The organism is Cohnella phaseoli (assembly GCF_003386235.1).
GTDB lineage: Bacteria > Bacillota > Bacilli > Paenibacillales > Paenibacillaceae > Cohnella > Cohnella phaseoli.
Genome location: NZ_QRDZ01000029.1, coordinates 97,906 through 124,622 on the forward strand (window position 1 = coordinate 97,906; position 26,717 = coordinate 124,622).

Annotated in this window: 24 protein-coding genes; 15 read left to right on the forward strand and 9 right to left on the reverse strand. The window is 55.5% G+C overall.

Annotated features, from left to right (window positions below; genetic code table 11):
- Positions 1 to 5 precede the first annotated feature (5 nt).
- The 5 genes from DFP98_RS28905 to cyoE all read right to left on the reverse strand — a co-directional run bounded on the left by DFP98_RS28905 (position 6) and on the right by cyoE (position 5,652).
- Entirely contained in the window at positions 6 to 1,748 is a 1,743-nt protein-coding gene (locus DFP98_RS28905; RefSeq protein ID WP_116064116.1) for a pyrroloquinoline quinone-dependent dehydrogenase, read from the reverse strand.
- 252 nt (positions 1,749 to 2,000) lie between these two features.
- Positions 2,001 to 2,246, reverse strand: a complete 246-nt coding sequence (locus tag DFP98_RS28910; RefSeq protein ID WP_116064117.1) for a hypothetical protein — start codon at positions 2,244 to 2,246, stop codon at positions 2,001 to 2,003.
- A 163-nt stretch (positions 2,247 to 2,409) separates the two neighbouring features.
- Complete coding sequence (gene ahpF / locus DFP98_RS28915) at positions 2,410 to 3,942, reverse strand: alkyl hydroperoxide reductase subunit F (protein ID WP_116064118.1); 1,533 nt, start codon at positions 3,940 to 3,942, stop codon at positions 2,410 to 2,412.
- A gap of 14 nt (positions 3,943 to 3,956) precedes the next feature.
- Positions 3,957 to 4,520, reverse strand: a complete 564-nt coding sequence (gene ahpC / locus DFP98_RS28920) for an alkyl hydroperoxide reductase subunit C (protein WP_116064119.1) — start codon at positions 4,518 to 4,520, stop codon at positions 3,957 to 3,959.
- 208 nt (positions 4,521 to 4,728) lie between these two features.
- The gene (cyoE, locus tag DFP98_RS28925; RefSeq protein ID WP_116064120.1) at positions 4,729 to 5,652 is read right to left on the reverse strand and encodes a heme o synthase; all 924 of its coding nucleotides are present in this window, start codon (positions 5,650 to 5,652) and stop codon (positions 4,729 to 4,731) included.
- Between the two features lie 528 nt (positions 5,653 to 6,180).
- Here cyoE and DFP98_RS28930 point away from each other — a divergent pair.
- The 12 genes from DFP98_RS28930 (at position 6,181) to DFP98_RS28985 (ending at position 19,246) form a co-directional block, all read left to right on the forward strand.
- Entirely contained in the window at positions 6,181 to 7,182 is a 1,002-nt protein-coding gene (locus tag DFP98_RS28930; protein WP_116064121.1) for a beta-ketoacyl-ACP synthase III, read from the forward strand.
- Positions 7,172 to 8,437 (forward strand): ATP-grasp domain-containing protein, encoded by a 1,266-nt coding sequence (locus tag DFP98_RS28935; protein ID WP_116064122.1) that lies wholly within the window; start codon positions 7,172 to 7,174, stop codon positions 8,435 to 8,437. Before DFP98_RS28930 ends, DFP98_RS28935 begins: the two co-directional genes overlap by 11 nt.
- Entirely contained in the window at positions 8,434 to 9,432 is a 999-nt protein-coding gene (locus DFP98_RS28940; RefSeq protein ID WP_116064123.1) for an NAD-dependent epimerase/dehydratase family protein, read from the forward strand. The genes DFP98_RS28935 and DFP98_RS28940 overlap by 4 nt, the downstream gene beginning before the upstream one ends.
- Positions 9,429 to 10,292 carry an MBL fold metallo-hydrolase gene (locus DFP98_RS28945; protein ID WP_116064124.1) on the forward strand — a complete coding sequence of 288 codons (864 nt, stop codon included), beginning with the start codon at positions 9,429 to 9,431 and terminating at the stop codon, positions 10,290 to 10,292. Before DFP98_RS28940 ends, DFP98_RS28945 begins: the two co-directional genes overlap by 4 nt.
- The gene (locus DFP98_RS28950; RefSeq protein WP_116064125.1) at positions 10,289 to 11,620 is read left to right on the forward strand and encodes a F390 synthetase-related protein; all 1,332 of its coding nucleotides are present in this window, start codon (positions 10,289 to 10,291) and stop codon (positions 11,618 to 11,620) included. The genes DFP98_RS28945 and DFP98_RS28950 overlap by 4 nt, the downstream gene beginning before the upstream one ends.
- Positions 11,617 to 12,771: a GNAT family N-acetyltransferase gene (locus DFP98_RS28955; protein WP_116064126.1), complete on the forward strand. Its 1,155-nt coding sequence runs from the start codon at positions 11,617 to 11,619 to the stop codon at positions 12,769 to 12,771. Before DFP98_RS28950 ends, DFP98_RS28955 begins: the two co-directional genes overlap by 4 nt.
- A 115-nt stretch (positions 12,772 to 12,886) precedes the next feature.
- The gene (locus DFP98_RS28960; RefSeq protein WP_116064127.1) at positions 12,887 to 13,795 is read left to right on the forward strand and encodes an SDR family oxidoreductase; all 909 of its coding nucleotides are present in this window, start codon (positions 12,887 to 12,889) and stop codon (positions 13,793 to 13,795) included.
- 74 nt (positions 13,796 to 13,869) lie between these two features.
- Positions 13,870 to 14,913 carry an NADH:flavin oxidoreductase/NADH oxidase gene (locus tag DFP98_RS28965; RefSeq protein WP_116064128.1) on the forward strand — a complete coding sequence of 348 codons (1,044 nt, stop codon included), beginning with the start codon at positions 13,870 to 13,872 and terminating at the stop codon, positions 14,911 to 14,913.
- 227 nt (positions 14,914 to 15,140) lie between these two features.
- The gene (locus tag DFP98_RS28970; protein WP_116064129.1) at positions 15,141 to 16,712 is read left to right on the forward strand and encodes a spore germination protein; all 1,572 of its coding nucleotides are present in this window, start codon (positions 15,141 to 15,143) and stop codon (positions 16,710 to 16,712) included.
- Entirely contained in the window at positions 16,709 to 17,878 is a 1,170-nt protein-coding gene (locus DFP98_RS28975) for a Ger(x)C family spore germination protein (protein WP_116064130.1), read from the forward strand. Before DFP98_RS28970 ends, DFP98_RS28975 begins: the two co-directional genes overlap by 4 nt.
- Before the next feature lie 2 nt (positions 17,879 to 17,880).
- Complete coding sequence (locus DFP98_RS28980; protein ID WP_116064131.1) at positions 17,881 to 18,123, forward strand: hypothetical protein; 243 nt, start codon at positions 17,881 to 17,883, stop codon at positions 18,121 to 18,123.
- Between the two features lie 25 nt (positions 18,124 to 18,148).
- The gene (locus DFP98_RS28985; RefSeq protein ID WP_116064132.1) at positions 18,149 to 19,246 is read left to right on the forward strand and encodes a GerAB/ArcD/ProY family transporter; all 1,098 of its coding nucleotides are present in this window, start codon (positions 18,149 to 18,151) and stop codon (positions 19,244 to 19,246) included.
- A gap of 23 nt (positions 19,247 to 19,269) precedes the next feature.
- On the opposite strand, the gene abc-f is transcribed toward DFP98_RS28985, so the two are convergent.
- The 4 genes from abc-f to DFP98_RS29005 all read right to left on the reverse strand — a co-directional run bounded on the left by abc-f (position 19,270) and on the right by DFP98_RS29005 (position 23,041).
- Entirely contained in the window at positions 19,270 to 20,748 is a 1,479-nt protein-coding gene (gene abc-f / locus DFP98_RS28990) for a ribosomal protection-like ABC-F family protein (protein ID WP_116064133.1), read from the reverse strand.
- A gap of 320 nt (positions 20,749 to 21,068) precedes the next feature.
- A complete protein-coding gene (locus DFP98_RS28995) occupies positions 21,069 to 21,374 on the reverse strand; it encodes a hypothetical protein (RefSeq protein ID WP_116064134.1) in 306 nt (101 codons plus the stop codon).
- A gap of 14 nt (positions 21,375 to 21,388) precedes the next feature.
- Positions 21,389 to 21,619 carry a hypothetical protein gene (locus DFP98_RS39540; protein ID WP_116064135.1) on the reverse strand — a complete coding sequence of 77 codons (231 nt, stop codon included), beginning with the start codon at positions 21,617 to 21,619 and terminating at the stop codon, positions 21,389 to 21,391.
- A 78-nt stretch (positions 21,620 to 21,697) separates the two neighbouring features.
- Complete coding sequence (locus DFP98_RS29005; RefSeq protein ID WP_181918001.1) at positions 21,698 to 23,041, reverse strand: ABC transporter substrate-binding protein; 1,344 nt, start codon at positions 23,039 to 23,041, stop codon at positions 21,698 to 21,700.
- Positions 23,042 to 23,206: 165 nt separating this feature from the next.
- Here DFP98_RS29005 and DFP98_RS29010 point away from each other — a divergent pair, with 165 nt between their 5' ends.
- The 3 genes from DFP98_RS29010 (at position 23,207) to DFP98_RS29020 (ending at position 26,553) form a co-directional block, all read left to right on the forward strand.
- A complete protein-coding gene (locus DFP98_RS29010; RefSeq protein WP_116064137.1) occupies positions 23,207 to 24,130 on the forward strand; it encodes an ABC transporter permease subunit in 924 nt (307 codons plus the stop codon).
- The gene (locus DFP98_RS29015; protein ID WP_181918002.1) at positions 24,127 to 25,044 is read left to right on the forward strand and encodes an ABC transporter permease; all 918 of its coding nucleotides are present in this window, start codon (positions 24,127 to 24,129) and stop codon (positions 25,042 to 25,044) included. The genes DFP98_RS29010 and DFP98_RS29015 overlap by 4 nt, the downstream gene beginning before the upstream one ends.
- A 171-nt stretch (positions 25,045 to 25,215) precedes the next feature.
- Positions 25,216 to 26,553 (forward strand): ABC transporter substrate-binding protein, encoded by a 1,338-nt coding sequence (locus DFP98_RS29020; RefSeq protein WP_181918003.1) that lies wholly within the window; start codon positions 25,216 to 25,218, stop codon positions 26,551 to 26,553.
- The last annotated feature ends 164 nt before the right edge of the window (positions 26,554 to 26,717 follow it).

Consider the following 26,717-nt stretch of genomic DNA (forward strand, 5'->3'; position numbering starts at 1 on the left):
CTCCGTTATTTTGCCGAATGCGCGCCGCCGGTTTCGGCTTCGCCTGACGATCCTTGCGTCTTATCTCCGCCCAGTCCAAATACGTGCACTTTGGGTTTTGCCCCGCCAGTGGTAAAGACGACGTAGGATTTGCCGTCGACTTTGAAAATCGAAGGCGCGGACTGAACGTTATCTCCTGACGTCTGGAACGTCCAGATCACTTTGCCCGACTTGATATCCAGCGCATTCACCTTGCCATCCAGTTCGCCGAAGAAAGCCAAGCCCGATTCCGTGCTCGTCAGGCCTCCGCGCTGCGGATCGGTCGTTTTGATCTGGTAGGCTTGCTTGCCCGTGTCCACATCAATTGCGGTAATCGTGCCGTATCCCTTAACATCCGGCACCTCCTCGATCACCGTTCCGAAAGCTGCGGCTCCGGGAAAATCCGGTGTGCCCGCTTCCTCTTCCGTCTTCGCCGCCTTGAAGAGAGAAGGCTGTTCAATGCCGGGAATCAAAACATAATTTGTCGCCGGATCGTACGCTTCGGGGGCATAATTTTCCCCGCCAAGCACTCCGGGATAGCCAACTACGCCTTCGACCGTAGGCTTCGGATGATCGATTTTGGCAAACGGTATGCCATGCCATACTTCATCCCCCGTAGCAGCATCCCAGGCGAACCACAGTCCGGATTTTCCGCCCTGAACGACAAGCTTCCTTTTCTTCCCCTTCGCCGTCGCCTGGATGATCATTGGCGAGGCTGCGGCATCGTAGTCCCACAAATCGTGGCTGACTTCCTGTTTGGCCCAGACGAGCTGGCCGGTCATCGCATGGACGGCCACGACCGAGTCGGTGTGCGGATTGGCTCCCGGACGTTTGTCGCCATAGAAATCCGGGGCTGGATTGCCTGTCGCGAAGTACATGATATCGGTTTCTTCGTCAATCGCAACCGGCGACCATACCGCTCCGCCCCCTTGGAACTTGCTGTTCGCCAGCCAATCTTGGCCTTTAGGCGGTACGGTCCAAAACGGGGAATCCCATGCCGGCGTCAAATCGTCCGCCTTAAACGCCGCTACGAAGCCGCGGACTCCGTTGTCTCCGCCGCTGCTTCCAATATAGACGTTGCCTTTGTAATACTGGGGAGCATTCGTCTCGTAGTATCCGTTTTCCATCGTAACGCCGTCGATATAGTCGGACAGCTTGATCATTTTGACCAGCTCTCCCGTTTTCTGATCCAGGGCAATTAGGGAATTGTCGATCGCCAGCATGAACACCTTGCCGCCGCCTACCGCTACGCCGCGGTTCGCGATGATTCCTGCTTTGGAGAAGCCGGCCGCTTGCTCCGCCGTTGGCTTCCAGTGCCAGATCGTATTGCCTGTAACGGAATCGAAGGCGAACACCTGATTGCCCGCCGTCGTAATGAAGACGACGCCGTCGACGACGACAGGATACGACTGATTTCCGTTTTTGACATCCGGGTCCAGCGACTTTAAGTCTGCAGACCAAATGACGCCCAAATCTTTGACATTATCCGCGGTGATCTCCTTGTAAGGAACGTGACGGTTATTGGTCAGTGTATAGCCGAAGGAACCCCAATTGTCAAAAGAGGTGCCGGTCACTCCCGTTGCGGACGGCGGAGTGGTTGCAGTTTGAGTCGGTGAAGGCGATTGCGAAGGCGATGGCGTAGGTGAAGCCTGATTGTTATTCCCCGTACAAGCGCTCAGCACTAACAATAAGACGAGTGCTTGTCCGATTTTGATATTTGTTTTCTTCACGTCGATACCTCCAGTTGAAGTACGCTGATTCGCAATTCAATTCATGGTTTGCTCGGTTTCATGTAATCTCCGCTGAGTATGGTATTTCCAAACCGATGACAATTCAGTCAGCTTAGTCCATTCCATGAAGAAACTTTTGCCGTGTGCCATGTTGCTACGCAAAAAAACAACGCCAAAGGGACCTTTGACGTTGCTCGAATTGCTGGGCCCAGGTTTATTTGGAGCCGCAGCTTGCTTTTCTATGGAAAGTTTCTAATTGGCTGCGCTTTTGGGATCGAGTGCTTCTGCAGCTTCGGCGTTCGCTTCCTTAGCCTCTTGCTGGTCGTACAGCTTCCCGAGCTTCCAGCCGATCCCGACATTCACTACCGCCATTGCCGCGAACAAGACGACATCTCCCCAAGGCTCCGGCAGCAGCAAGTCGGCCAAGAGCCAACCGCCGGTCATGATGGCTCCCGCAATCGCCCCCTTAACGGACGAATTAAAGAAAGCTTTCCTCACGCGTTCACCCTCCTGTCGATATCCTTTCTACCGATTGTATGCCGAGCATTCGTAGGATTATGCCGACAAGCTGATAACAAAAAGCCGCAAGAAACGGTAGATGAGAATGAAAGTTCCATTCCCATTACAATCATTTCTTACGGCTCTTACGTTGATCGAGGCTTTAATTGCGAATCAAGTAATCGAATGCGCCAAGCGCCGCAGTAGCGCCCGAACCCATCGAGATGATGATTTGCTTGTACGGACTGTTCGTGCAATCGCCTGCCGCGAATACGCCCGGCAAGCTCGTCGCGCCATGACGGTCAATGACGATTTCGCCCATGCGAGTGCGTTCAAGGGCATCTCCGAGCCAATCGGTATTCGGAACGAGACCGATCTGCACGAATACGCCTTGCAGTTCAACGTGCGCTTCTTCTCCCGTTGCCCGGTCGATGAAAGAAATTCCGTTTACTTTGTCCGTACCGGTAATTTCCTTTGTCTGCACGTTCTTGTGGACCGTAACGTTAGGCAGGCTGTATAGGCGATCCTGCAGCACGGAATCCGCCTTCAGCTCCGGCATGAACTCCAATACCGTGACATGGCTGACGATGCCGGCAAGGTCAATCGCCGCTTCAATGCCGGAATTGCCTCCGCCGATGACCGCGACATGCTTGCCTGCGAACAGCGGGCCGTCGCAATGCGGACAGTAAGCAACGCCTTTATTTTTGAATTCGGCTTCCCCGGGAACGCCGACATTGCGCCAGCGCGCGCCGGTGGACAGAATGACCGTCTTGCTCTTCAGCACGGCTCCGTTCTCAAGCTCTACCTCGATGAAGTCCTTCTTCTCCAGCCGTTTGGCCCGCTGAAGCTTCATGACGTCGACGTTGTATTCCTTGACATGCTCTTCCAGGCTAGCGGCAAGCTTGGCGCCTTCGGTATACTTCACGCTGATGAAGTTTTCGATCCCGACGGTATCCATCACTTGTCCGCCAAAGCGCTCGGCGACGATTCCCGTGCGAATGCCTTTACGCGCCGCATAGATTGCAGAGCTGGCACCTGCAGGGCCGCCCCCGATGACGAGCACGTCGAACGGCTCCTTGTCGGCGAATGCCGAAGCATCCGGCGCATCGGAGATTTTGGCGATGATTTCTTCCAAGGACATCCGTCCGCTGCCGAAAAACTCCCCGTTCAGGAAGACCGACGGAACGGCCATAACGTCCTTGCTCTCGACTTCGTCCTTAAAGGCGGCTCCGTCGATCATCGTATGGGAAATGCCCGGGTTCAGCACGCTCATGACATTCAGCGCTTGCACGACGTCCGGACAGTTATGACAGCTCAGGCTGACGTAAGATTCGAACGCATAATTGCCTTGTATGCTTTTGATCTGGTCGATAACGCTCTGCTCTACCTTCGGAGCTCGTCCGCTCACCTGCAGCAACGCCAGGACGAGCGAAGTGAACTCGTGCCCGAGCGGAATGCCCGCGAACACGATGCCCGTATCCTCTCCTCCGGCGCGGTTCACGCTGAAGCTCGGCGTTCTTGCCAACTGTGCCTGCTCAAGCGTAATTCGGGAGGACATGCCGGCCAGCTCGTCGAGGAAAGCCTGCATGTCGTTGGATACGGCATCGTCGGACGATGCGCTCACCTTGATGAGCACATCGCCTTCCAGGAGCTGAAGGTATTGGCTGAGTTGTTGTTTGATATCCGCATCCAACACCGAAATGGCCCCCTTTAGATTTTGCCTACGAGATCAAGGCTTGGTTTCAAAGTTTGCGATCCTTCTTGCCATTTTGCAGGGCAAACCTCGCCCGGATTGTTGCGTACGTATTGCGCCGCTTTGATTTTGTTGACCAGCGTGCTTGCATCGCGACCGATGCCGCCTGCGTTGATCTCGACCGTCTGAATAACGCCGTCCGGATCGATGATGAACGTGCCGCGGTCAGCCAGGCCGTCCGCTTCGATCAGAACGTCGAAGTTGCGGGAGATCGTGTGGGACGGGTCGCCGATCATGATGTATGTGATTTTGCCGATCGTCTCGGAGCTGTCGTGCCAAGCTTTATGTGTAAAGTGCGTGTCCGTCGAGACGGAGTACACTTCTACGCCAAGAGCTTTCAGCGCTTCGTATTGATCTTGCAGGTCGCCTAGTTCAGTCGGGCAGACGAACGTGAAGTCTGCTGGATAGAAGCAAACAACGCTCCATTTTCCTTTGAAGTTTTGTTCGCTTACATCGATAAACTTGCCGTTTTGGTACGCTGCTGCTTTAAATGGTTTGACTTCTGTTCCAATCAGAGACATTGAAATTCCTCCAGTATGGTGTATTTTTTGTAAAAACTTTAATTGAGAATCGTTAGCAGTCTATAATTATTCTTATCTACTGCTTATTACAAATAGTATCACCATTCGACTAGTTTCTCATGAAGAATAGATGAAGAGAATTTGTCCATTTTGTGAACATACATCATTTAGTGTTCCACGCATAATTGCGATTATACATTTGGGTCTCTTAAAATAACGGTCTGATCAAGGAGAAGCCGATAATGCCCAGCATCAGAATCGTAATATGGAATAGAGAGAACACGAACATCGCATTCGCCCACTTCTTCTCCGGTTTACGACGATATCCGGACACGCTCATCGCCAACCACCAGACGCTTAAGACGGCGTTTGAAATCGCGATGACCGGACTGAACGGCCAGAACAACGCGCTGGACAGCAACAGCGCCACCAGGTAAACGTTCATTTGAACGTAGGTTCTGCGAATGCCCTTGACTACCGGCAGCATGGGGATGCCCGCGGCGCGGTACTCTTCCATTCTGCGGATCGCGATCGCATAGAAATGAGGCATTTGCCAGACCAGCATCATCATGAAGATCGCCAGCGCTCCGGAGTGAGTCAGATCGGACGAGATCGCCGCCCAGCCGATAAGCGGCGGCATGGCCCCGGACAAGCTGCCGACCTCCGTATTGTAGATCGTTGTCCGCTTGGTCCATATCGTATAAGGCACGACATACAAGAACAGACCGAGAAACCCGAATACCGCTGCCAGCGGCGACGCGAAGTATAGGGCGATCAAACCTAACACGGCGGTCCAGATGGCGATGAACAAGCCGTTAGCCGTCCCCACCCTGCCGGTTACGGTCGGTCTACCTTTCGTTCTCTCCATGATGGAATCGATGTCTCTGTCGTACAAATTATTAAACGCGCCCGCAGATCCGATCACAAGGAAAGAGCCGACCGCGGCCAGTATAATCGTGCCGATTTTATCGAAGAACGGAACTCCCTCGACGTACAGAGCCATACACAGCCCTGCAAACATCGCAATCAAATTGGATTTGATGATGCCGATTTTTATTGTATCGAATAAGACATGAATAAACGATTTCGTGGGCATTTCAAGACTCAGACGATTGTTTTGCACTCGCTGCACGGCTTATCCGCTCCTTCCAGATTATTCTCTCCCTTATGCTATCACAACTTGCACGATCATTCTCGAATTTCGAAGATACACCACTATTTTGTCATAAATTTATGTCAGCGTCGTCACAATTTACGCCTGCGCACCCGTATGAGAACAGCTCAATTTGGCTGGACGCACGTTCCGGGCAATTGGATGGTTACACCTCAGCCGCTTCACTCTACATTGGGGATATCAACTTTGGAGGTGCTGAGTATGTTCTACTTTTACTTTCTGTTGATTCTGCTTTTCGGCGGAGTCGGCGTTCTGTACTTGTTCGGCAAGAACATTCTTAAGTGGGAGCAATAGTTGCCTTTCGCTCAGCCCGGCCGTTCGCGGTCCGGGCTGTTTTGTCGTGCGACAGGAACGGACGCCTCCTTTGTCGAACATGTACAGTTGCAGTCGAATCATGGGGTACTAAGCAAAATAGGTACTATTCGCTCCGCCGACGATCCGGCACAATGAACGTGCGGGAACGATGCGCGGAAAGGAGAATCTCTAATGAACATACGCAAAGTCAAAATATACGGAACGGGAAAATATTTGCCCGGCCGGCCCATCACCGATTTGGAAATGGACGATCGCCTCGGAGTGTCGCGGGGCTGGACCCGCAGGGTCACGGATATCGTCGCCCGGCACTACGCCGGGGAAGACGATACGGCTTCCGCAATGGGAGCGAAAGCCGCGCTGGCCGCCCTTGAGGCGGCAAATTTGAAATTTTCCGACATGGATTGTCTAGTCGGCGCCAGCGGCACGAAGGAGCAAGCCCTTCCCTGCTCCGCCGTCTTTATTCAGCAAGCGCTGGGAATGGAGCAATCCGGAGTCCCCGCCTTCGATATCGATTCGACCTGCCTCAGCTTTCTGGCCGCCCTCGACGCCATGTCCTGCATGATCGCCGCCGGGAGATATCGCTACGTACTGATCGTGACGTCCGAGATCGCTTCGGTCGGCCTCGATTGGCGGCATAAGGAAAGCGCGGCGCTATTCGGAGACGGAGCCGCTGCAGTGGTCATCGGTCCGGCGGAGGATGGCGAACCGTCCGCTATCGTCGGAGCTTCTATGCGCACTTACAGCGCCGGAGCCGCTTTCTCCGAAATTCGCGCCGGCGGCACCAAACGCCATCCGAACGGGTATCGCCCTGCGGGTGCCGACGACTATTTGTTCCAGATGGATGGCCCGGCCATCTATAGAATGGCCTCTCGCCTTCTACCCGACTTCACTGAGGAGCTGCTACGAGCTTCTCATACGAGCATGACCGATTTTTCAGCGGTCATCCCCCATCAGGGCAGCGCGATGGCCGTTCGCCTTATGCGCAAAAAGCTGGGCATCGCCGAGCGCCAGCTTGTCTATATTACGCCGAATCACGGCAATACGATCGCCGCCTCGCTTCCGATGGGACTGCATGAAGCGATCCGCACCGGACGGATCGCACGGGGAGACCGCGTGCTGCTTATCGGCACGGCGGCGGGACTGACGCTTGGAGGGTTGATCCTTGACTACTGAGGCGGTCGCTGAGACAGCATCGGATTCGCAGAGGCCGCAGCGCATTCTTCTTACGGGAGGCCGTTCGCCCGCAGCGCTGGAGCTGGCCCGCCTTTTTCACTCAGCCGGACATCGGGTTTATGCGGCCGAATCGGCTCCCTATCATTTGTGCCGAGTTTCCTGCGCCGTCGAGCGGAGCTTTCTTGTTCCGCCTCCGTCCGAAGGCTCGGGGAGGTTCGCCGCCGCGTTGTGCGAGATTGTCAGGGAACACCGCATCGATCTACTGATTCCGACCTGCGAAGAAATCTTCCATATCTCTAAGGAGCTCGGCCGCTTCGCAGGCTTGTGCCGCGTGCTGGCCGCTCCGCTTGCTGAAATGGACCGCCTTCATCATAAAGGCAAGTTTATTGCAACCGTCGCGGAAATCGGCCTGCCCGTCCCGACTACGGTTCCGGTCGATACCCCCGACGGCTGGCTGCCGCTGCTGCAACAATCGCGGTTCCGCGAAGGTCTCGTGCTCAAGCCGGCGTACTCGCGATTTGCTTCGCGCACGCTGCTGCTGGATCTTCGCCGAGCTCCTTTGTCTACTGCCAAGCGCAGCAAAGAAATGGTAGAGGAGCTCGAAACAACCGGCGTGTCTTTCCAGCGGCCGTGGGTCGCTCAAGAGCTGCTTCGCGGCGAGGAGTGGTGCACCTACAGTGTGGCGCAGTCTGGCCGCATCGCAGCGCATACTGCATACCGCAGCCGGTTTCGCGCCGGCCGCGGAGCCAGCATTCACTACGAACCGGCCGAGCAGCCGATGCTGCTCGATTGGGTTCGGCGCTTTGTGGCCGGCATCGGCTTTACCGGACAGATCGCCTTCGATTTCATGGTATCACCGGAAGGCGCCGTTATGCCGATGGAATGCAATCCTCGCGCGACCAGCGGCGTGCATCTGTTCAGTTCGGATTGCGGGCTGACGGAAGCGCTGCTCGCCCCCTCCGCTCTTCTTGCGGCCGATCGGATTACTTCTCCTGCGAGCAAGGCCGGTCGCGGCGCCATGCTGTCCGCCGCTATGCTGAGCTACGGTCTCGTTCAATCCGTCCGCGAGAGGATGCCCGGCGAATGGCTGCGCGCATGGCAAAACGGACGAGATGTCGTGTTCCGGCGAGACGATCCGAAGCCTTTCGCGGAGCAGTTCCGCCTGCTCGCATGGACAAGGAAGACGGCCAAACGGCGGAACCTGACGCTGCAGCAAGCGTCTACCTTCGATATTGAATGGAATGGTGATTCATGAAACGAGTCTTAGTAACGGGAGCGACCGGATTTCTAGGCCGGGCGACGGCCGTTCGTCTTCATCGCCTCGGCTGGGAAGTGACGGGGCTGGGGCGCGATGAGAGCGTCGGCCGTCAATTGACCGGGCAGGGCATCCCCTTCGTTCAGGCGGACCTGCGCAATCGCCGGGAAATCGAAGACGTTTGCGAGGGACGCGACTACGTCATTCACTGTGCAGCGCTGTCTTCTCCTTGGGGCCGCTACCCGGCTTTCTACGAGACTAACGTCTCCGGAACGGAGAATATCGTCGCCGGTTGCCTTCGTCATGGCGTGCGCAGGCTCGTTCACGTCTCGACGCCAAGCGTTTACTTCAATTATAATGATCGGCTGCTAGTTTCCGAGGAAGAGGAACTGCCTCGCAAGCCGGTCAACTCTTACGCCGCCACCAAGCTAATCGCGGAAAGGGTCGTGGCGAATGCGAGCCGTGACGGATTGTCTTCAATCGTCGTGCGTCCGAGGGCGGTGTTCGGTCCGGGAGACACGTCGCTGTTTCCGCGGCTGCTGAGGGTGCAGGAATCGCGCGGTATTCCTCTAATCGGCGGCGGAGAGGCTCTGCTCGATCTGACCTATATCGATAACGCCGTTGACGGGCTAGTGCTGGCTTGCTCCGCACCGGAGAGCGCAGCCGGCGCGATCTACAATCTGTCGAACGGCGAGCCGGTCAAGCTGATCGAGGTGCTGCGCCGCTTGTTCGACCTGTTGGAGCTGCCGCTTCGCACGCGGCGCGTCTCCCGTCCCGCCGCCCTTGCAGCAGGACAAATGCTGGAGTGGCTGTATAGAGCTTTCCCTGCGCTGGGGGCGGAACCGCCGTTTACCCGCTATACGGTCGGGCTGCTTGCTTACAGTCAGACGCTTGATCTGACCAAGGCGCGCGACGCGCTGCGATACGAGCCGCGAATTTCCGTCGACGAAGGCTTGCGCCGCTTTGCGGACTGGTGGAGGAGCAACCTGTCATGAACCAACCGCAGCAAGTTCTAGTCGAGCTGATGCTGATGTCCGCCGGTTATTGCGTTCATCCCGAATTTGTGACGCTGCGAGGCGGTTCGCTGCGCCCGGCCGCTTATCCGGCCGGATTCGCCTGCATCCGTCACCCCTCGCAGGGCTGGATCCTGTTTGATACCGGCTATTCTCACCGGTTCCGGGAGCTAACCGCTTCTTTTCCTTATTCCATGTATCGTCGTCTCACACCGGTAATTTTGCGCGAAGAAAACGTCGCCGTCCGGCAGCTCGCTCGTCTCGGCATTGCCGCCGAGGACGTTCGCTTCGTTATTCTTTCGCATTTCCATGCGGACCATATCGGCGGCGCGCGGGACTTTCCGTTCTCCCGCTTTCTATACCCGCAGGCGGCATACGACGCCGTCCGCAATCTCGGGCCGATCCGGGCGACCCGAGCGGGCTTCGTCGCCGGCCTGCTTCCGGATCGCTTCTCCGAAATCGCCCAGCCGATCGAATCATTGGCCGAACGCGTCTCTCTGCCGGATAACGTTCCATTTGACTCCGGCTACGACCTGTTCGGCGACGGCAGCCTGATCGCGATTGCCATGCCGGGACATGCGGCGGGCCAGGTCGGCCTGCTGCTATCTACATCGGACGCGCGCGTACTGCTCTGCGCCGACGCCTCCTGGTCGAGCCGGGCGCTCCGCGACAACCGCCCGCCCCACCCTGCCGCGGGTCTGGTTATGCATGACCGCGCGGCTTACCGCGATTCGTTCCGACGGCTGCGCAGCTGGCAGGCGGCCGATCCGGAGCTGGTTATCGCGCCAAGTCATTGCCGGGAGTTTTTCGATATCGACAGCCGGGAGGTGAGACGCTTATGATTCGGAATGCGCTGGCGTTTATCAAGTATTATCGAAGCGGCAAAAGACGCGGCGGCAAGCAGGATCGCCGAACCTTCGAACGCAAGCTGGAGCGGCTCGTCGTCCGGCATGTCTCGCATGTCCGCGAACGCTCCGCTTTCTATCGCGATTGGTGGGGCTCTATCCCCTCCGATCAGTGGCGCTCCTTCCCGTCCATCGACAAAACGGTGATGATGGCGCATTTCGATACGCTCAATACGGCGGGCATCACGAAATCCCAAGCGTTTGCCGTGGCCGAGGCCGCCGAATCTTCGCGAGACTTTCAGCCCGCTATCGGCCGGGTGACGGTCGGATTGTCATCCGGCACGTCAGGCAATCGCGGGCTATTCCTTGTCGACGCGCAGGAGCAGGCCGGCTGGGCCGGCGCCGTACTTGGCAAGCTGCTGCCCGGATCGCTGCTGTCTCGCTGCTCGATCGCCTTTTTCCTGAGGGCGAACAGCAATTTGTACGAGTCGGTGCGCAGCAGGCGGCTGTCATTTCAATTTTACGATCTGCTCGAACCGTTATCCGACCAGATTGAGCGTATAGAACGCCAACAGCCCGATGTTATCGCGGGACCTCCTTCCCTGCTTCGCCGTCTTGCCGAAGCCGTTCGTTCCGGCAAGCTTACCGTGAAGCCGCGACAAGTGATTTCCGTTGCGGAGGTGCTGGACCCGCTCGATCGCGAGTATATCGGCCAGACGTTCGGCCAGATCGTCCATCAAATCTATCAATGCACAGAAGGCTTTCTCGGCTGCACCTGTCCGCACGGGACTCTTCACCTGAACGAGGACCTCGTCTACATCGAAAAGGAATACGTGCCCGGAAAAGACCGCACGTTCGTGCCGATCGTCACCGACTTCTCGCGCAAGACGCAGCCGATTGTCCGTTACCGGCTTAACGATCTGTTGACGGAGAGCGACCGTCCCTGTCCCTGCGGTTCCCCGTTTACGGCTATCGAACGGATTGAAGGCCGCTGCGACGATATCTTTATCGCAACGAACAGCGGCGACTCTAGTTCAGGGGAAGAGTTTGTCACCATCTATCCGGACTTCGTAACGCGAGCGATCATCGGAGCTTCGCCCGCTATCGCGCAGTACCGGGCGATTCAGACCGGACTAGATCAATGGACGATCGAGCTGGAGCTGCCGGACGATCAGCGCAGCATGACGGAGGATCGGGTTCGCACGGCCATTGCCGCGTTATGCGGCCGTCTGCGCTGTCGAACGCCAATTCTCGCCTTCTCCCCCTACACGCATGAAGCCGGCGTCGCGAAGCTTCGGCGCGTCGAAAGGAGATACAAGCGATGACCTCTCGCATCAAGCTGTACGATACAGCCAATATAGATCAATACGTGTGGCCCGACAGCGATTACGGCCGTTACGCTAAGCAATATTTGCTGCCGCTGCTCGCGGAAGGCTCCGAGCGCTTCGTCCGCAACGTCCGCACCCGGCTGCTTGTGCTGGATGTGGACGGCATACCGCTGCCCATAACCGTGAACGAGAAGGAATACGACAACAGTTACGTATGCTCCCCTTATACTCACTATGTCAGCTATGCGAAGCAGGAGCTTGTATTGCTGGGCAATCGAGCGTTGATCGGTTGCTTGGACGCTCTTCTGTCTGGCGTCGGCTGCCTGCTAAAACGCGCCGACTTCAACCGGATCGTACATGTCAATAACTGGCTGCTGTCCACCAACCTGTCCCCCGAGCTTGCCGAATCGCAGTGGGCAGCCGTACTGGATAAGCTGCTTGCGCTTTTTCCCGGACATGCGATCGCCTTTCGCTCGCTCTGTCCCTCTCTCAACAAGCGTACGATCGACAGCTTGCAGTCCCGTGGCTGCATTCTTGTTCCAAGCAGACAGATTTATTTGCTGCGAACCGGCGAGACCGGTTTCGGCAGCGCCAAATCTCGCTGGCTGTTGAAGCGGGACGGCGCTTTGGCCGCCAAGGGGGGATACGCAAGAGCCGGCCCCGACGATATGGCGGACTCCGATATCCCTCGCATCGCGGAACTGTACCGTCTCTTGTATCTCGAGAAGTATTCGCGACATAATCCCCAGTTCACGGAACGTTATCTGAAAGAAGCGCTGCATAACGGAATACTGGAGCTTCACGGCTTCCGTCGCGACGGCCGGCTCGACGCGGTGCTCGGCTTCTACTTCAGAGGAGACGCGATGACAACGCCGTTATTCGGTTACGATACATCGCTGCCGCAGCAGCTTGGCTTATACCGGATGCTATCCGCGCGATTGATCGAAATCGCCTGCGAGCGACGGGTTCTGCTGCACGAGAGCTCCGGAGCGGCCCAGTTCAAGCGCAATCGGGGAGCCGAGGCGGAGATCGAATATACGGCGGTCCAAGTCGGCCATCTGCCGCTGCGGCGGCGTGTGCCTTGGACGGCGCTTGCAGATTTGCTTACTAAAATCGGCGTGCCTCTGCTGCGCAAATACAAGTTATAGCAGTTCGGCCTTCTGGCTTCAGCATTTCGTTCCGCCGCTGCGAGCCCCGAAACCAAAAAAGTGGTAAACTGATAGACATCCGCACGGCATCCGCAACCGGAAAGGAGGTCGGTCCATGTCGACCGTTGAGCGAATCGCGCTCGTAACCGGAGCCTCAAGCGGCTTCGGTCTGTTGATTTCCCTCTCTTTGGCGAATAAAGGCTGTCGCGTCGTTGCGACAATGCGCGATCCGCAGCGTCGCGATCCGCTGCTTCAGGAAGCCGAACGGCTTGGCGTCGCCGACAAATTGGAAGTTGCCCGGCTCGACGTCACCGACGCCGCTTCAATAGAAGCGGTCGTTGCGCAGACGCTCGAGCGCTACGGACGGATCGACGTGCTCGTCAATAACGCCGGTTATGCCGTTGGCGGCTTTGTCGAAGAGGTTCCGCTGGAAGCGTGGCGAGCGCAGCTGGAAACGAACTTGATCGGCGTCGTCGCGGTAACGCAGGCCGTGCTGCCCGCGATGCGCCGACAAGGCGAAGGAACCGTCATCCACATCGGCAGCGTCAGCGGGAGGGTCGGTTTGCCCGGTTACGGAGTCTACGCCGCCTCCAAATTCGCGGTTGAAGGCTTCAGCGAAAGTCTGCGACACGAGGTTGCGCCTTACGGCATCCGGGTATACCTTGTAGAACCCGGAGCCTATCGCACGCCGATCTGGGACAAAGGCTTCGCCACGATTCACGCTAAGCCGGATTCTCCTTACGAGAGGATGCTTAACGCCGTGCTCGGCTTCGCCCGCAAATCGGCGGAGTCCGCTCCTCATCCGCGGGAGGTAGCTGCGTTGGTCGCGCGGCTGGCTGTTTCCAGCCGCACGAAAACGCTGCGGCATCCGATTGGCCAAGGGGCTCGCACGCTTGTTGCAGCTTCGCGCTTTGTTCCCTGGCGCTGGATTGAAGCGGCGATTCGCAGGACGTTGAATCGCGCCGCGGCTAAAGCCGACCCGTCTGCGAAAACCTACGCAAAGGATGAGACTTCGCAGAGATAACCCAATGGCATGAAGATAGGGAATGGACTTACCCTCCATTAATTCAACTTATATAGGCAGAGGAGAGATCGTCGATGACCCACCTGGATTCCCCCTTTTCGTTGAAGGGACTTACCTTAACAAACCGTATAGTCATGCCTCCGATGTGCCAGTATTCCGTCGAGCTGAAGGACGGCACGCCGACCGATTGGCACTTCGTTCACTATGTCTCTCGCGCTGTTGGCGGCGCGGGACTGATCATTGTCGAGATGACCGACGTCGAACCGGACGGCAGAATTTCCGACCGCGACCTGGGGCTCTGGTCGGACGAGCAAATTCCCGCTTATGCCCGCATCGTGGACGAAGTTCATAAATACGGGGCGAAAATCGCCATCCAGATCGCGCACGCAGGACGCAAAGCCGAGGACGCCCCAGCACCCGTAGGAGCGTCGGATATTCCCGTTCCGGATGCTGCCGGGAACACCGTGTACCGGCGACCGAGGGCGTTGGATACGTCGGAGGTTCAAGCGATGGTCGGCAAGTTCCGGGACTCCGTCCGGCGCGCCGTCGAGGCCGGCTTCGACGCCATTGAGCTGCACGGCGCGCACGGTTATCTGCTTCATCAGTTCCATTCCCCTGGCATCAACAATCGCTCCGACGAATACGGACGCGATCTCGCCCTCTTCGGCGAAGAAGTCGTCAGAGCCGCCCGCAGCGCAATGCCGCAGAACATGCCGCTAATTATGCGGATGTCCGCGGTCGAATATATGGACGGCGGCTACGAGCTCGACCATGCGCTCCGAATCGCGCAGCGCTACAAAGACGCCGGCGTCGACATGTTTCACGTATCCAGCGGAGGAGAAGCGCCTCCGGGACGCCGCAAGCCGGCCAACCATCCGGGCTACCAGCTTCCGTTCGCGCGAGCTTTCAAGGAGACGCTGAACGTGCCGGTCATCGCCGTCGGCAATCTCGACCAACCTCACCTGGCCGAGGCGGCTCTGGCCAATGGCGACGCCGAGTTGGTCGCCGTCGGGCGCGGCATGCTGAACGATCCTTACTGGGCGCTTCATGCGATTATGACTATCAGTCGAAAGGTAGAGCCGCCCGCACCTTACGCCAGAGGCATTTACGTTCGCTGATCCAGCAAGCAATAGAGGCTGTCTCCTAAAAAAGAGTCGTACGAATGGATGATCTTGTGCGACTCTACTTATGAGTCCGCCTCTTTTTGTCGTTCGCAAAACTTCGCCTCTTCCGCCTTCCTTCTGCCGCTTCTCCATATGACCAGTCCAGAAATTGTATATTTCCCCTGCCAATCGGACAACTTAATTACGCTATTGTCATCCTTTTCCTGTAGAGGCGGGCGCATATGAGGAAAAATCCGACTTATCGACAAGCGACTTCCGGCATACCGCCCCAACCCGAGACTCCGTCTTCTACTTCCCACGCCGAGCCGATTCCCGCTCTGCTCCCGGACAGCCTGCGGCGAATGAAAGAAACTTTTGCCGGTTGCGGCGATCTGGAAGTGACGGCATGGCAGTATGGACCGAAGCTGCAGCAATCGGCTTTTTCGGTTTATTTTCAGACGCTTGCCCGCTCCGACCGTCGCAGCTTTCTTAGAGAGACGCTGCAAAACCTCGTATTTCACGACATCGGCCCGGCCACAGAAGTCACTGTGGAGGAGGTCGCCCATTTTTACGAACATCGCGGCGCTTCCGCTTCGTCCGCCGAGCTTCTCGCTACTGTGGGGGAAGCGGTACGCGGCGCGTTGGACGGGAAAGTCGTTATTTTTTTCGACGGGTGGAACAAAGCGCTTGCCTACGACGCCCTTCATCTTGAACAGCGCCAACCGTCGGAGGCGATCACCGAGCCGAGCGTGCAAGGCCCGCATGTGAGCACGATCGAAAATCTCGATCGCAATGTCGGCGTTCTGCGTTCTCTGCTGAAGTCGCCCAATTTGAAATTCGAATTTGTCACCGCCGGAGAACAGAGCAACAGGAAGATTGCTTACGGCTACTTGTCCGGAAGCGTCAAGGAGGAGACGCTGGCCGAGTTCAAGCGCCGAATCGCCGATGTGGGGCAGGCGGAAATCCTCGAAACCTCTTATTTGGAGGAATGGATCGAGGATTCCAGCTACTCGCCGTTTCCGCAGGTTCGCTATACGGAACGACCGGATACCGCCGTGTCCGCGCTGCTCGACGGCAAAATTATCGCGCTGGTAAACGGAAGCCCGTCCATTCTCATCTGTCCGGGCATTTTCCTGGAATTTTTCGTGACCAGCGAAGATTATTACTATCGCACGGTGTTCTCGTCGCTCATCCGCTTCCTGAGGATGTTCGCGTTCATCATAGCGTTGATGCTCCCGAGCACCTATATCGCCCTGTCCACCTTTCATTCGGAGCTTATCCCGACGGTGCTGCTGCTGGCGATTCTGAATACGCGGGAAGGCATTCCGTTCCCTGCGCTTGTCGAAGCGCTCATCATGGAATTTTTCTTCGAGCTGCTCCGGGAAGCCGGCATTCGCCTGCCTCGTCCGATCGGCTCTGCCGTAAGCATCGTCGGCGCCCTTGTCATCGGCCAGGCAGCTATTCAATCGCAGATCGCTTCGCCGGTCATGGTCATAGTCGTAGCCCTTACGGGAATCGCGTCGTTCGCGCTTCCGCAATACAATATGGCGATCGCCATCCGGATTTTGCGGTTTCCGCTTATGCTTCTGGCTGCAACGTTTGGCGGACTCGGCATTATGGTCGGCTTTCTTCTCATCTATTTGCATCTGTCACAGCTGCGATCGCTCGGCCAGCCGTACTTGGCCTCGTTCGGACCGCTGGACATCAGCCGCCTCAGGGATACGCTGATCGTATTCCCGCGTCTCGTGCTTCTGCGATCGCCGCGTAACCGACATTTGCGCCGCGGCGGCCCGAAGGGAAAACAGCGAGCATGAGGCCGCTCTTCTCCATCGCCGCCGCCCTGTTGTTACTCTTGTTGACGGCAGGCTGCTGGGACAATCACGAGCTGGACGAATACGGTTACGTCCAGGCTGTAGCGATTGATCACGGTGAAGACGGCCTGCTTCAGCTTACGACGCTATTCTACAATCCGTCGAGCAAAATGGGAATGGGAGAGGAAGTCAAGGCTGCGCAGAAGGGCATCAACATCAGCACGAGCGGAAAGACGCTGTTCGAAGCTATTCGCGACGTTCCCATGAAGTTCGGCCGCAAAGCGAAATGGGATCATATGCGCGTTATTTTGATCGGAGAACAGCTCGCGCGGTCGCAAAATATCCGGGAAATTCTCGATTATTTCTCTCGGGATCATGAGCCGCGAGGAACGGTACTGCCGCTTATCGCCGAAGGACGAGCCGGAGACTATTTGAAGATCCCTCCCTATATCGAGCAAACCGTAGGCCAGCAGTACAAAAAGATGGAAACAAACGGCTCTCTTTATTCTGCCAAAACAACGAGCATTCCGTTGTACGAGTTGGCCATTCACCTGAAAAGCCCTTCGCGAGCCTCGGACATTCCGTTTATTCATAAGAGCGATTCCGGTCGCACCGCGACCATTTCCAAAATTGCCATGGTCAAAGATAGCAAACTGGTGACCGTTCTGGAGGAGAAAGATTCGGAAGCCTACTTGATGCTGACGGACCGGTACAAAAGCGGAATAGTGGAGTTTCCTTGTTTAGGCGCCGCCAAGGCCGAAATTAACGACAAGGAGTCGGTCGAGGTCATTTCGCTGGTCAGTACGATCGTTCCGCACATTGAGGACGACGAGGTAACGGTCGACATCGACGTGCGGATTAAGGCGATGATCGGCGAGCTGCGGTGCTCGCATCTGAAATCGGCGGCGGACACGAGGAAATTCGAAAGCAGAATCGCCGAACGGGTCGAGGAGCGAATGGCGCACGCCCTCTCCCAGCTTCAGCGGAACCAAGTCGACGTTATCGGAATCGGCAACCGGCTCTATCGAAAAAGCCCGAAGCTATGGAAGCGTCTGGAGCCTTCCTGGGACGAATTGTTCGCCCGGAGCCGCTTTCGGATCAAAGTGCAAGTGGAAGTCATCAGCACGGGCATGAATGTCGGAACGCCCTTCGGGCAAAAGGAGGATTAACCGTGTTCGGAAAGCTCGTTTGCCTGCTCGCGTTGGCCGCCGGAATGCTCATTGCCGATCTTCCCAAGCTCGGCGGAACGGGCAGAGGCGAACGACTCCTGTACGGTGCGCTATGTGTGGTAGTTTTGTATCTTGCCGTTATTTTCGTAACGGATGCGCCGTTGCCCAACCTGGACATGCTGTTCGACCGGTTCCAGCGACCTGCTGAACTGCTCGTCCGGCGACTCAACCCGGCGCAATCCTAATCGAACAAGGTAAGGCGGAGAGGCTATGGATAAGTTGGAACGGATCAACTCGGTTCAAATGACGATGCTGTTCCTGTTTTTTATGACGGGCTCGTCCATTGTCATCATTCCCGCGCCTTTGACGAACGTCGCCGGCAACGGAGGCTGGATCGCTCTCTTGATCGCCCTCGCCATGGGCATGCTTCTTCTGGCGTGCGTCCTGTATTTGTTCCGCCGGTTTCCGGAGCAATCGATGATCGAATACAGCCAACTGCTAATTGGACGCGCCGCGACCGCATTGCTGTTCATCCCGTTTACCTGCGTCATGTTCTGGCATGTCGCGGGCATCGTGATCGAAATCGGTCTATTTTTCAAAAGCACGATGCTCAAGGAAACGCCGACTTACGCGGTAAATTCCTTGCTGTTCGCCACCATCGCCCTGACCGTTCGCGCAGGCATCGAAGCGATCGCCAGAATGGTAGCCGTACTGCTCGTGCTGATGTTCGGCTTCATTATTCTCGTTTGCGTCCTGGTCGGCAATCTGTATCATCCGGAATATCTTCTTCCCCTCATGCCGGAGGGCATCGGCCCGGTCCTTAACGCCGCATATATCGCCTACGGCTTTCCCTATTCCGAGCTGGTGGCGTTCGCGATGATCCTGCCCTGCGTATGGACCAAGGACAAGCCCTCCGTCTCCAAGCATCTGTTCCTCGGTCTTGCGATCAACGGCGCAACCTTAATCCTCTCGATCGTGTGCAGTATTATGGTGCTGGGCCCGTTGTCGGGAGACCTCAAATATTCGCTTTACCAGCTATCACGGCTTATTTTTATTCAGGAAATTATCGAACGCATTGAATCCGTCATCGGCTTCTCGCTTATCGTCGGTTTTTATTTCAAGGCCTCCATCCTGCTTCACATTTTGATGCGAACGGTAACGCAGCTGTTGGGACTGAAGGACGAACGCATTCTCGTGTTTCCCGTATCGTTCGTCTGCCTGCTTCTGTCGATTACGACCTATACCAATGAAGCGTCGATGGAAGAACTCGTTAACCTCACCTGGCCGCTGATCAACAATCTCGCCTACGTCGGTCCGCTTCTGCTGATGACCGGAGTCGCCTTATTCCGCAGACGGATGGCGAAATGACTCTGTCCACTCGTTGGCGTCGCTTATAAACGCACCACCTGAGTCGCAATATTGTCGCAAAACTCCCTGTCGTGCTCCACGAACAGCAGCGTAGGCGAGTGCTCGAGCAGCAGCTCTTCGATCTGCATGCGCGAGATGACATCCACGAAGTTAAGCGGTTCGTCCCATACGTGCAGGTGCGCCTGTTCGCTCAAGCTTCTGGCGATCAGCACCTTTTTCTTCTGCCCCCCGCTGTAAGCGGAAATGTCCTTGTCGAACTGGACTCGGGCAAAATCAAGCTTGCGCAAAATCGACTTGAACAGACTCTCGTCTATGCCGAAGCTTCGCGCATAGTCCGTCAAGTTGCCCCGCAAATGCGAAGTATCCTGCGAAACGTAAGAGATTTTCAGTTGGCTGCCCGTTCTGACCGCGCCTTCATAATCGATTTGCTCTCCGCAAACCAGCTTGAGAATGCTCGATTTGCCCGAGCCGTTCGCTCCGATCAACGCGATTCTGTCCCCCTGCTCGACCGCAAAGCTGACGTCCTCGCATACCCGCCTGTCGCCGTAGCGGATCGATACGCGGTCCAACTCGACGAGCCTACTCTTATGGTAAGCAAGCTGAGCAAGCTTTAGATGCTCTGAGCTTTCGATGTTTTTAAGCAGCTTTGACTTTTCGTCGATCGCTTCCTGCTGCCTGCGTTCCATCGATTTGGAGCGCTTCATCATTTTTGCGGCCTTATGGCCGATATAGCCTCTGTCTACGAAAAAATCGGCGTTCTTAATGCCGGTTTTCGATTTCTCCACCTCGTCCGACCACTTACCGGTCCGTTTGGCTGCATCGGACAGACGCTTAATGTCCTTTTTCAGCTTATCGTTCTCGGCCAGCTCGAAATTGTCCTGGCGCTGCTTGTTATCCCACCAGTCGGAGAAGGTCCCGCGCTGTATCTCGATGTTCGTCTTATTGATCGACAAAATATGGTCCACGCAGTTGTCGAGAAAAGCTCTGTCGTGCGAAACGAGGATAAAGCCTTTCTTGGCTTTCAAGTAATCGCTGACGATTTGTCTGCCGTTCAGATCCAAATGGTTCGTCGGCTCGTCGATTAGCAGGAAGCTGTTTTCCTTAAGAAACAGCGCGGCGAGCAGCACCTTCGTCTGTTCTCCGTTGGAAAGGGAATCGAACGGCCTATACAACGCGTCATCGGTCATCTTAAGCAACGAAAGCTCGCGCGACAGCTGCCAATATTCGTAATCCGGCAAAATTTCGTCTATGACGTCCAGCGTATTGCTCGACCTGTTGCGTACGGGGAACGGAAAGTAATCAAAATCGACGTTGGCATGAATCGTTTCTTCGAATTCGTATTTCCCGAGCAGCAGGTTGAGGAAGGTCGTCTTTCCTCTGCCGTTTCTTCCCGTGAATCCCAGCTTCCAATCGGTATCGATCTGAAAGCTGACGTTGTCGAAAATGTTATCGTAGCTGCCTTCGTAGGCAAACGTTAGATTTTTAACATGAATTAATGACATAAAATATATCCCTCCGTATAAATAATAAAGCCGCAAGAAAATTATCTTCTCGCGGCTCGTTTCATACGGCAAATCCAATCCCTATTTATAGGAACTGGATAAGAATATGGGCGAAACAGCTAAGAGAAGGTAATTTTCTTGCATAACAAAACAGGCGAAATGTACGCTTTGCTGTTTTATTAGCAAGAAAAATCACATTCTCTCATTCATCCCCAATACCTGAAATTAAATTAGAAGTATTTTAGCATACTGCCCAAACGTTTTCAACAATCTCGGCCAAGACGTATTGGAAAGTCGGAGATATACCCACTGGGGGCCTCTTATTCCAGGTTCATCTGGGAAATATGTTTTTTCGTCTCATCGGTTCCGACCTCTTGAAGCTTATTATAGACTTCGCGAAGATAATAATCGTAACCGTCGTTTTCTTGGTCATGATGGTATGGAATTCCGGGTATGAGATTCCTAAAACCGCTTGCATTATCGAAGCTTTCCATCTCCTCGAACAGTTCAAGAAGCTGTCGTACGTCTTCAGGCTCAGCTTCAATTTCAAGCTCGTACGCTGCATCCCCTTGATTGGGCAATATCGTTTTCGCCTGAACGGACACATAATATTTTTGCTTGCTCATGTCTATTCCTCCGTTTAGGACTCCGTGATAAAAATCCAGACCATGGCGATGACGATCGTAAGCACAGGGATTACGACGTAGAGAAGAAAGATCGGATTGGCGAGGACCGGATGCTTTACTTGGGTCAAGCTTGCATCTTTATCCATTTCGCCGGCTTTTCGCTGTTGATTTCGAAGTATGACGATCGACCCCACTAGGCCGTAAATGCAAGCTGCTGCTCCCAAGATCCCCAATAAGGCATACACTTTGCTTGCCCCCTTTATACGGACTGTCTTACTTAGTCTGTCCGCACCTTTCCTTAACCATTCAAATGAGTGGCTGCGTCATTTCATCTTGGCCTTCGCCTCGACCAACAGCGCGCCCCCGTCTTCGCGCATCGCTGCGATCGCTTCGTCCAGCGTCTTCTGTCCTGCTCCTGCGGCAGCTAGCTCGCTTGCGATCAACTGTACCAAATCGATCCTCACTCTCGGCTCGAAGGCCACGAACTCATCGGTTGCGTTCGCGATGGGATCGAGTTTATACAACGCCGAGATGTCCCGTTTCGACGGCGATCGGATGTATTCGGTTCTGCTGAATAAGAAATCGCTGCTCGCGTTGCTTCTAATTTGAGCGAACTCCGCGGAATTGGCATACTTGACGAACTCCCATGCCGCACGAGGATTGGCGGACTGGCTGCTGATCACGAATGCCGGACCAAGCTCGTAGACGCTGCTCTGCGTGCGATTGCGCGCATCGACCGGAGCGGTGACGACCGCCCAATCTAAGGAGGAGTTGTCTACCTGTCGCAGGTAAAAGTGATCCCGATAGGTCATGGCCGATTTCCCCATCAGGAAACGGTCGTCCTCCTCAAATCGGGTGCGCTTCGCCGTCTCTTCAGGTGTAGGCACATAGTAGGCCCCCGACCGCACAACGCTTACGATCGATTCGAATGTCCGCTTCCAGGAATCCCCGTCCAGCCCGACTGCCGTGCCCGACGAATCGAGAATTTTCTTGTTTTGGGACATCAGACTGTACAAGACGTCCGCTAACGGCGGAGCAAACCCGTCCAGCGAAAACCCGTATATCCGCTCGTCCTCGGCTCCGTCAGCCGGAAACCGCCGGGCCAATTCGAATATTTCCTCCCAGGTCATCGAATCGGTTGGCGGCTCTACCCCGTATTTCCGGAACATCTCGGCATTATAGTAGATCCCGAAGCTTCTGAAATTCGGGGACAATCCGTACAGCTTGCCGTCCCCTTCCTCCCGAAGCTTCGACAGAACCGCAGGCATGTACCCGTCCAAATCGAATTGCTGCTGCTTGATGATCGGGTCCAGCTCCAGCAACCTTCCTTCCTCGACAAGCCACCGATGCTTATCGACGAATAGAATATCCGGCTTGTTCGCATCGATATACCGGTTGTACAGCTCCGTAACCGAAAGCGACGGGTCCGAACCGACGGGAAGTCCGATGACTTCGAATTCAACGTTCGGATATTGGCTCCGGAACAGGTTCCCGTATTCTTCATGGAACGATTGCTCGTCCCAATACATTACCTTTAATACCGCCTGCTCGTCCTTCTCGAACTTCTTCCATTCCCCTCCCCCGTCGGGCTTTGAAGCGCAGCCTGCAGACAGAAGCGCCAAGGCCGTCGCGGCGATCAACGTCATGCTTCTCTTTTTCAATTTCAACGGCATCCACCCCCGAATTAGCCTTGCAATGCCTCCATTTTATTACTTGCGCGTCGAAAATACAGCGTACGGGGGAGCAGTTCGTTGATTATTGTAAAAAATCGTGCAAATGTATCGGGTTCTGCAAAATCCGCTTCTCATGTCCTTTATCCGAAGCTATACTAGATGAATCAAAACGAGAGAAAGGATGCGGAATTCGGCATGCTCAGGGTTGTCAAAACCGCGATGGTCGTTCCCGTCGCCCTCGCGTTCATACTTGCCGTCTCCCTGCTTCCTTTGCTGCTGCAAATGGACGGCGACGGAGGCCCGCTCAGGCTGCAATGGTCGCAAAGCTTTGCGGCCCTAAGCGATTACTTCTCCGGGCTGGGTTCGGGCGACTCCTTCCGCTTCGTATCGGGCAAGTACGAATACTCCTTCTGGGATCGGATCGGAGTCTCCTTCCAAGTATCGCTATTTTATATTTTCTTCGGCAGCTTGATCGGCATGACGCTCGGCCTGCTCATCGGCGTCTACTTTGCTCTCTCCAGAGTCGAATGGCTTAAGAGAATCGTCGAGCTATTCGGCGCTTTGCCGGATTTTGTCCTGATTTTGCTGCTGCAGTTCTCCGTTGTTTTTATCGCCTCGAAAACCGGACTTGTCGTGTTCCAGGTTGCCAGCTTGTCCACTGACGATCCCGCGATCGCGCTTCCGCTTTTCTCCGCCGCTCTCATCCCGGCCAACTACATGATCCGCAACGTGGCGGTGCAAATGAGGCTTACGCTAAGCGAAGATTATATCGGCTTTGCAAAAGCGCGCGGACTGGGCAAAATGCGCATCGTTTTTTATCACGCCCTGCCTAACGTCCTGCCTTTCTTCAAGGCGGATCTGCACAAGCTGCTCGGCATTTTGATGGGCAACATGTTCATCCTGGAGTACTTGTATAATCTGAACGGGGTTGGCACGTTTCTGTTCTCGGACGCCATCGGCTTCGGCGGCTATCAATATGCGCTGGTCGTTAATGGATTAATGACATTAATTGTTCTGTACGCCATTGTATACGGATTGATAAGGCTCTATCTATGGGGATGGGAGAAGGTGATCTCCCGATGAACAAAAGCTTAACAATCGGACTTGCAATTATTGTCCTGATGACGCTGGGAGCTCTGCTTGGCGGGTACCTTTCTCCCCATGACCTGCAAGACCAACTGAAAATCGAATATGTCGTGGACGATCAAGGCAAAGGAACGGTTATCGCTCCTCCGGCCCCGCCCGGCCAACGATACCCATTCGGGACGGACAAGTACGGCTACGACCTGCTGACCAAGCTGCTCGACGGAGCAAAGTACACGCTGTTCCTCTCCTTCGTAATCGGGTTTGCGCGCGTATTCATCGGCGGTCTGATCGGCATGCTGCTCGGTTACTTCCGCGAACGCCAACCCGAGAAACAACCGACAGACTCCTGGAAAGCGCTCAACGGCATCCCAATCTTTCTGATCACATGGCTGCTGCTAATCGGCATTTCGATCAATTCCGCCCTTTCCCCGCCGCAGCTTTCCCTGCTGCTGGCGATCGTACTGACGGCGGTAGGCATCCCTTCCGTCCTGTCGACAATTAAGGATAAAACGATCGTTCTTCGCGAGCGGCCTTACGTGCTTGCCAGCGAATCTCTCGGCGCCGGCCATTGGACCATCGTTCGTTCGCACTTGTTCCCGTTTCTGAAGGAAAGCTTTCTGATTTTGATCGTGCAGGAAATCGTACTCGTACTGACGCTGTTCGGCCAGCTGGCGATTTTTAATCTGTTCGTAGGCGGCACGACGATGTACATGGATCCTCCCGAATACCACAGCCGCACCAACGAATGGGCTGGCCTGATCGGACAGGCGCGAGGCTTCCTTTACACGAAGCAATGGATCCTGTTCATTCCTCTGGCGGCTTACGTTCTGCTTATTATGGGCTTTCAACTGATCTCCAACGGCCTTCAGCAGCGGTACAACCGGATTTACGCCAAGCCTCCTCATCTATAACCCGCATTAAGGGACGGTCCTCGATCCGGAGGCCGTCTCTTTTTTATATTCTCGCCCGTCCGCTCGCCAACATCTGATATTTTTAAAGGATCGCCTTACTTTTCTTTATGTTCTCGCGACCGAATAGTTCTTATGATGAACATGCAGGTTAAAAAAAGGAGGTCCGATTCAATGTTACGCAAAAAATCTTTGTTCGCCGCGTTCGCAACATGCGCGCTTCTGCTGTCCGCTTGCTCGGGCAACGCGAACGACTCCAAATCCGGTTCCGGCGGAGCCAGTCCTAGCGCCTCAACCGGCGCCTCGGAAAAACCGGGCAGCATCGAACTCAGAATGGCATGGTGGGGGTCGCAAGAGAGACACGACAAAACGCTTGCCGTCATCGAAATGTTCGAGAAAGAGAATCCGAACATCAAAATCACCGCGGAATATTCCGGTATGGACGGCTATTTCGACAAGCTCAACACGCAGATCGCCGCGGGCAACGCCCCCGACCTGATCCAGATGGGCGGCAACATCAAGGAGTACGTGGATCGCAACGCCCTGCTCGACTTGCAGCCTTACGTCGGCAGCGTGATCAAGCTCGAAGACTTCGATCAAAGCTTGATCGACGAAGCGACGTACGACGGCAAGTATTACGGCGTGACGCTCGGCGTCAGTCAGACGGGCCTGCTGTTCAACGCCTCTATGTTTAATAAAGCGGGCGTGCCGCTCCCGAACGGGGAAAGCTGGACGTTCGACGACTTCAAGAATAGCGCGCTGCAAATCTCGCAAAACCTCGGCAAAGGCTTCTACGGCGCCTATGACCTGTCGGGAGACAACGCTTCCCTGTCCACCTACCTGGCCGCATACGGCAAAGAGCTGTACCGCGACGGCGAGCTCAAGTTCGACAAGCAGGACATCGTCAATTGGTTCACACTGTGGGACGAGCTTCGCCAAGCAGGAGCGATCGTGCCTGCGGAAGTGCAGGTGGCCAACCCGCCGGATGCAGTGGACAAATCGCTGACGGTCAAAGGCCAAGTCGCTATCCAGAGCGCCTCGGCTTCGCAAATTTTCGGTTACCAGGACCTGACCGAAGACCAGCTTGGCCTTCTGCCGAACCCGGCAGGTCCGGCGGGCAACGGAATGAGCCCTCCGATCTCCGGTCAGTTCATCACCTCTTACGAAGGAACGAAGCATCCGGAGGAAGTCGCCAAGTTCATGGACTTCATGGTTAACGATCCGGAAGCCGCCGCTATTCTGGGCAGCACGCGCGGCGTGCCGCCGTCGGCCAAAATCCGCGACGTGCTGTCTGCGCAATCGACGCCGGTCGACAAAATTTTGTACGACTATATCTCGCTGGCGACCAAGCTGTCGACGGGCAACGGTTTCGAGCACTTCCCTTTCGATAACGAATTCATCAAGCTGCTGAAAGTGACGAGCGAGAAAGTGGCTTTCGGAGCCTCTTCCATCGACGCCGCTTCGGAAGAGTTCATGACGGAAATGCAGAAGCTGCTCGCCAAAGCACAGTAACAGGCCGTACGGAAACGGGAATGCTGCGGGAGCCCTCCAGGCTCCCCTTTTTCCTAAGGATGGAGGAGAAAGTCTGAAATCCTTAGCCAACGCACGTAGTAACGGAAATGCGCATAACAAATAAGCCATTCTCAAGACGGCTATTGGTAATTTGTGGTTTATTT